Genomic DNA, 6,228 nt, shown 5'->3' on the forward strand with positions numbered 1-6,228 from the left:
AGTAAAAAGGGTGTTTTAAAAACACCCTTTTTTTGTTTAGTCAATTAAAAGGGCAGCAATATCTTTTGTAATTGAAGTTGGAGAATTACATTCACAATTACTCAAACCAACCACATAAACCTGTTCTGTTGGCTCATAAACTCCCATAGATTTAAAACCGAAAATACTTCCGCCATGTTCACGGATTATTTTGTTTTTCACCTTTTCTAAATGCCAGCCGTATCCATAATCAATATTTGTCCCGTTATTTAGTTTATAATTCGTAAAAGCTTTTTCTGTATAAGCCGGATTTAATAATATATTGGTATTTATTGCATTTTGCCATTTCAGCAAATCATCAACATTGGACATTATCGATCCCGAAGCATACGGAATAGAAAAACTAATATAATTTGCATTTATATAACCATTCTTGTCACGATAACCAGATACCCTGTTTTTAATAATTTTATCATGACTTGCATAATAACTATTCTCCATTCCTGCTTTCTTAAAAATATTTTGAGTTATGAATTCCTCATAAGTCTTTCCTGATACGATTTCAATTATATAACCCAAAAGCACATATCCCGAATTGCAATATTTATATTGTTCGCCGGGTTTAAAATCAATAGGTTCATTCTTAAAAAAATCTACTAATTCTTTAGGCGATAAATCCTGTCTGGCAATATCTTTAATCGATTTCATACTCGTAAAATCTTTAATTCCTGAAGTATGTGTAAGCAAATGATGCAGTGTAATCACATTTCCATTCGTTGGATAATCCGGAATAAACTTCGTAATTTCATCATCAAGCTTCAGTTTTCCCTGTTCAGCAAGCATTAAAACAGAAACAGCCGTAAATTGTTTGGTCATCGAACCAATTTCAAAAACAAATTCAGGCTTCATTTTAATATTCATTTCTAAATCAGCCATTCCAAAAGCTTTTCTATACACTACTTTCCCTTTCTTAACTGCAAGAAAAACAGCTCCTGGGTTTTCAGGTTTAAACTTTGAAGTAATTAAACTATCTATTTTAGTTTCTAAATTCTGAGCCGACAAACCCGAACAAGCCATTATAAACAGAACAATAAACGATTTTAAGATTGTTTTCATTTTGTGATGATTTAGTTTGATTGATAAAGCTTTGACGGCATCAATCAATTAAAGGTTACAAAAAATAAGTTTCTATAATTTTTGGGCGTGCCCCTCCGGTCGGGCTATCCGTTACAAGTCCTCGTCTCGTCAAAAGACGAGACTGCGGGCTTTTCACTACTATCCCTCACGCAAAACGGAAACGACACAATTCATTTTCAAAAGAAAAAATCAGCTGAATCTGCTAAATCTGCGAGAACAAAAAAAATAAACTTTCAAAATTCCCATTCCACAATATTGTAAAACACCACATATAATCCTGTAAAACATAACACTTTATAAATCGCCAACTTTGTAATGTATTAATTTAAAAACTATTAGTCATGATACATACAGATGAAACCACAAAAGAAACAGTGAAAACTTTAGAAGGATTAATTTCAATTCTTGAAGATGGAAAACTAGGATATACAAACGCTGCAGAGCATGTAGAAAATTTAGCCATTAAAGCTGATTTTCTGGAATATGCCCGCGAAAGAGCTTTATTTATTGTAGAGCTACAAGACGAAATCAATAAACTTGGAAAATCAACAGATACATCAGGCGGCGGACCACTAGGAGCTTTACATAGAACATGGATTGATATCAAATCATCTTTCACAGGTGGTGATACCGAAGCTATTATAAACGCTTGTATTACCGGAGAAGAAGCTGCTATCGAAAAATATAAAAAAGCGCTCGAAGAAAATGAATTAGAACACAGTCAGGTTTTTATTGTTTCAAAACAATTAAACAGCATTCAAAATACTTTATCGCAAATTAAAATGAAAGCAAGCTAATCGATTGGTTCATGCTTTTTTAAAACCGCCTGGTCTTCGGATTGGGTGGTTTTTTTTTATATATAAAATTGAAAAATAAAACTTATTTTCGCCGGTGCCAAATTAATAAATCAAAAAATTATGACCTTAAGTTTACGTGGTTTTATAACCATTTTATTTTTCATCTTATTTTCGTCTTATTCAAAAGCCCAAACAGAAGGTAATTCTATTAAAGCATCCATAGGTTTTGGATCCAGCGCTTCTTATTACATCGAAGATTATGGAAGCCAGGAAGAAGTAGATGTTATGGGAGGCGGCCTCTATCTTCAAGGTGAATATATTATAGGATTAAAATCATGGTTTAGCGTAAGACCTTATGCTGGTGCCATTTTTGAATCTGTAGACAAAGATCAAAATATACAAAACCAACCTCAGTATAAAGTAACAACTAATGCTTTTTTACTGGGAGGAAAAGTTCGCATTTGTGCACCTATTCCATGGGTCGCTCCATTTATTGAAGGTGGTATTGGAACTTCGATAGGTAAATTCCAAACATTTACGCCCAACGTTAATTTTAATAAAAGCGATGTATTGCTGCATATTCCATTTAGTATTGGATTGGCAGTAGGCAGACATAACAATTTTGAAATTGGTATTTCCGGCTACTTTCATCCGGCTGCAAAACAGTCAACAGCAGTGTTTGCATTAGGGTATAACTTTCCATTAGATTAATCACATATAAACACGAGTCAAAAATTTATCGTTATTTTTTATAATTAAATTATGAAAAGGCATCTCACTATTATTACTTTTTTCTTAACTATTATTATCTATTCACAAAGCACTTTAAGTGCTTTAAATTTCAGGAAAAATGATAATTTTCATTCACCAAAATTAGTTTCAGAAACCACAACATATACTACTTTTTATAATTCAAATAACACAATTGAGCATACAAAAGAAATAACTTCATACAATTCTCAAAATAATGAAATAACAGAACTTAGATATGATAATGACGATAACTTAAAACAGCGACTTATCAGAATTTATGATAGTACAGGGACTCAATGTATTGGAAGGAAGCTTGAAAATTGGCACAGATATCTAGGACATACTGTCGAAACCGCATCATACAATTTCGATTCGAATGGTTATTTAATAAATGTTACTGATAAGGATCAAAATGGAAATATTTTTCGAAAAACAGATATAACAAATAATGAAAAAGGAGATCCTCTTGAACTTATAGGATATTTAAAAGATAAAATTGTTGGAGTAGAAAAAAGCAAATATGATTACGAAAAAAATGAAGTAACTATTGAGTATTATAACAGTAATGATGAACTCATTAGTTCCCAAACAACTATTATTGATTCACATAAAATTAATTCGGAAAATATTGTAAACGAATATGGGGATATAGTCAAATCTCCAACATATGAAATGGAAATTAAATATGATAAATTTGGTAACTGGATTAAAAAAAAGTATTCACAAATTAAAAATGGAAGACTTATAAAAAAATCAGAAACATCTAGAACTATTAAATATCTTTAATATTTTTTATCTCTTTAAGCAGCATCATTCCATATTAAGTTAACAAATTCAAAAAAATCCCTTCATCATTAGCAAACTCAAATAATTTATAAGACCTTTGCACACTTTTTTTCGGGAATACCACAAAAGTCTAAAGTTTTAGAAATGAAGAAGAAAATCGAAATATTAGCTCCTGCTAAAGATTTAATTGGAGGGATGGCAGCCATAAACAGTGGTGCTGATGCAGTATATATTGGTGCGCCGCAATTTGGTGCACGTTCTAATGCCAACAACTCTATTGAAGATGTTGCCGCTTTGGTACAATATGCGCATTTATTTAATGCTCAGGTTTTTGTCGTTATGAATACCATTTTATACGACAATGAATTAGAGACTTGCCGCCAAATGATTTGGGAATTATACGAGATTGGTGTTGACGCCCTGATTATTCAAGATATGGCGATTATGGAAATGGAGCTTCCTCCTATAGTACTTCACGCAAGTACGCAAGCCAACAATCGTGATGCCGATAAAATTAAATTCCTGAAAGATGCCGGGATTAAACGTGTGGTTTTAGCACGTGAATTAAACCTGCATCAAATTAAAACGATTTACGATCACGCTGATGTTGAATTAGAATTTTTCGTAACCGGAGCTTTATGTGTTTCTTTTAGCGGAAACTGTTATATGAGTGTGGCAAACGGAGAACGCAGCGCTAACCGTGGTTCTTGCGCACAAAACTGCCGTTTACCTTATAACTTAATCGACGGAAACGGAGAAACTTTAATCAAAAACAGCCACTTACTTTCTATAAAAGATTTAGATATTTCAGATCAAATTCCGAATTTAATTGAAGCCGGAATCGTTTCTTTTAAAATTGAAGGACGATTGAAAGATGTGGTTTACGTAAAAAACAACGTTTCTTATTTACGTCAAAAACTAGACAGCTTTTTAGAAGGCGAAGGAAGCGAAAAATATAGGAAAGCTTCTTCCGGAACTTGTACTTATACTTTTGACTCTTCTTTAAGCAGAACCTTTAATCGTGGTTATACGGACTATTTCGTGAACGAAAGACACAGCTCGATTGGTTCTTGGGAAAGCCCAAAATCAAAAGGACAATATATTGGTAAATTAATCAGAACAGTTGGAAACGCTTACGAAATCGAAAACGGTGAGCTATTAAACAACGGTGACGGACTTTGTTTCATCAACGAAAATAACGAAGCCGACGGAATTTACGTAAACAAAGCCGAAAACGGAAAAATTTACCCGAACGTTCTAAAAGAAGTAAAAGACGGAACTTTCATCTACAGAAATAACGACGCCGCTTTCATCAAAATTGTAGAAAGAGAAGATAGCGCTGTTCGTAAATTAAGTACAACTCTATTACTTACTGAAACTGAAAATGGTTTCGAATTAATCGCAACAGACGAAGACGGAAACGTAAGCATAGTTAATTTAGAACATGCTAAAGAGCAGACAAAAACTGGCGAATCAATAGAAGAAAACATCAAAACACAATTGGCAAAAACAGGTTTTACACCTTATACTGCTGACGAAATTAACATTATGTTTTCTCAAAACTGGTTCCTTCCTATTTCAAAAATCAACGAAATGCGAAGAACTGTTTACGATCAGTTAACCGAAATTCGTTTGGCAAATTACAAACGTGAGGAACACCAAATGGTAAAAACGTCACATCCGTATCCTGAAACTAAATTGGATTTCATGTACAATGTTTCGAACAAAACAGCTCGTAAATTCTACGAACGTCACGGTGTAACCGAAATCGAAAAAGCATTTGAATTACAATGGGATCCAGGAAAATCTCGTGTAATGACAACGAAATATTGCATCAAATACGAATTAAAAAAATGTCCGATACACCAAAAAGATATAGTTGGTGTCAAGGTAAAAGAACCTTTAGTTTTAAAACAAGGTGAACTTGAATACAAACTAAAATTCAATTGCAAACCTTGCGAAATGGAAATCTGGGAAAAAGATGCTGAATTTGAAATTGAAGAAGATCATTTTCATTAATATACAAACCGATACTTTTAAAAGAAGTATCGGTTTTTTATTTTGGGCGTGCCCCTCCGGGTCGGGCTATCCGTTGCAAGTCCTCGCACTTCCTTCGTCAGGCTGTGGGCTTTCCACTTCTATCCCTCACGCAAACGTGTTAATAAGATCTTGTACGATTATATTTTTCCACAATCTTGTCATTCCGAGGAACGAGGAATCTCCGCGAGTAACTCCGTTCCAATAAGCCAATCTTTGTCGAGCTACTTACGGAGATTCCTCGTTCCTCCTTTAGATTTGTTTTTTGAATTTTTAAGTAAATTTATGATTGAGAAAGGAAGCAAAAGTGAACTATTCGTTCCTCCGAGTTTGTGGCTCATATCTTGATTAAGACTTTAGCTTCCTTTTCATCAAAGACTCAGATAGAAATTTGGGCTAGAGACCCGTTATCAAGGAGTTGAGCTTATGATGAATTTCTCAAATCATTTGTTGAATCGTAAAAGCAAAGTTATGAAAAACATTATTATTGGCATTGATATCAGCAGTAAGACTTTAGATATCTGTATTAAAGAAGAATCATTAAATTACTATTCTATTGAGAATAACGTTCAGGCTATAAAGCGTTTTTTTAAAAGATATTCAAATGAAAATGTAATTGTAGCCATGGAAAATACGGGCAGATATAATTGGAATTTGTTTGAAGCATTGGAAAAATTCAACTTTAAAGTTTATGTGATATCGGCTCTGCATATAAAAAAAAGCATAGGTCTTGTCAGAG

The 6,228-nt window shown here is 33.3% G+C and carries 6 protein-coding genes; 5 read left to right on the top strand and 1 reads right to left on the bottom strand.

Going from position 1 to position 6,228, the window contains the following annotated elements; all coding sequences use genetic code 11:
• Window positions 1-36 precede the first annotated feature (36 nt).
• Entirely contained in the window at window positions 37-1,095 is a 1,059-nt protein-coding gene (locus tag APR43_RS23455; RefSeq protein ID WP_053472127.1) for a serine hydrolase domain-containing protein, read from the bottom strand.
• A gap of 362 nt (window positions 1,096-1,457) precedes the next feature.
• On the opposite strand from APR43_RS23455, the gene APR43_RS23460 reads away from it, so the two are divergent.
• The 5 genes from APR43_RS23460 to APR43_RS23480 all read left to right on the top strand — a co-directional run.
• The gene (locus APR43_RS23460; protein WP_053472040.1) at window positions 1,458-1,913 is read left to right on the top strand and encodes a ferritin-like domain-containing protein; all 456 of its coding nucleotides are present in this window, start codon (window positions 1,458-1,460) and stop codon (window positions 1,911-1,913) included.
• Window positions 1,914-2,033: 120 nt separating this feature from the next.
• Window positions 2,034-2,624 carry a hypothetical protein gene (locus tag APR43_RS23465; RefSeq protein WP_053472039.1) on the top strand — a complete coding sequence of 197 codons (591 nt, stop codon included), beginning with the start codon at window positions 2,034-2,036 and terminating at the stop codon, window positions 2,622-2,624.
• Window positions 2,625-2,675: 51 nt separating this feature from the next.
• Entirely contained in the window at window positions 2,676-3,452 is a 777-nt protein-coding gene (locus APR43_RS23470; RefSeq protein WP_053472038.1) for a hypothetical protein, read from the top strand.
• 144 nt (window positions 3,453-3,596) lie between these two features.
• Window positions 3,597-5,471, top strand: a complete 1,875-nt coding sequence (locus APR43_RS23475) for a peptidase U32 family protein (RefSeq protein ID WP_053472037.1) — start codon at window positions 3,597-3,599, stop codon at window positions 5,469-5,471.
• 489 nt (window positions 5,472-5,960) lie between these two features.
• Window positions 5,961-6,228 (top strand): IS110 family transposase (locus tag APR43_RS23480; RefSeq protein ID WP_165767682.1); only part of this gene is annotated, 268 nt, incomplete at its 3' end.

The sequence above is a fragment of the Flavobacterium sp. NLM genome (genome assembly GCF_002210235.1).
GTDB lineage: Bacteria > Bacteroidota > Bacteroidia > Flavobacteriales > Flavobacteriaceae > Flavobacterium > Flavobacterium panici.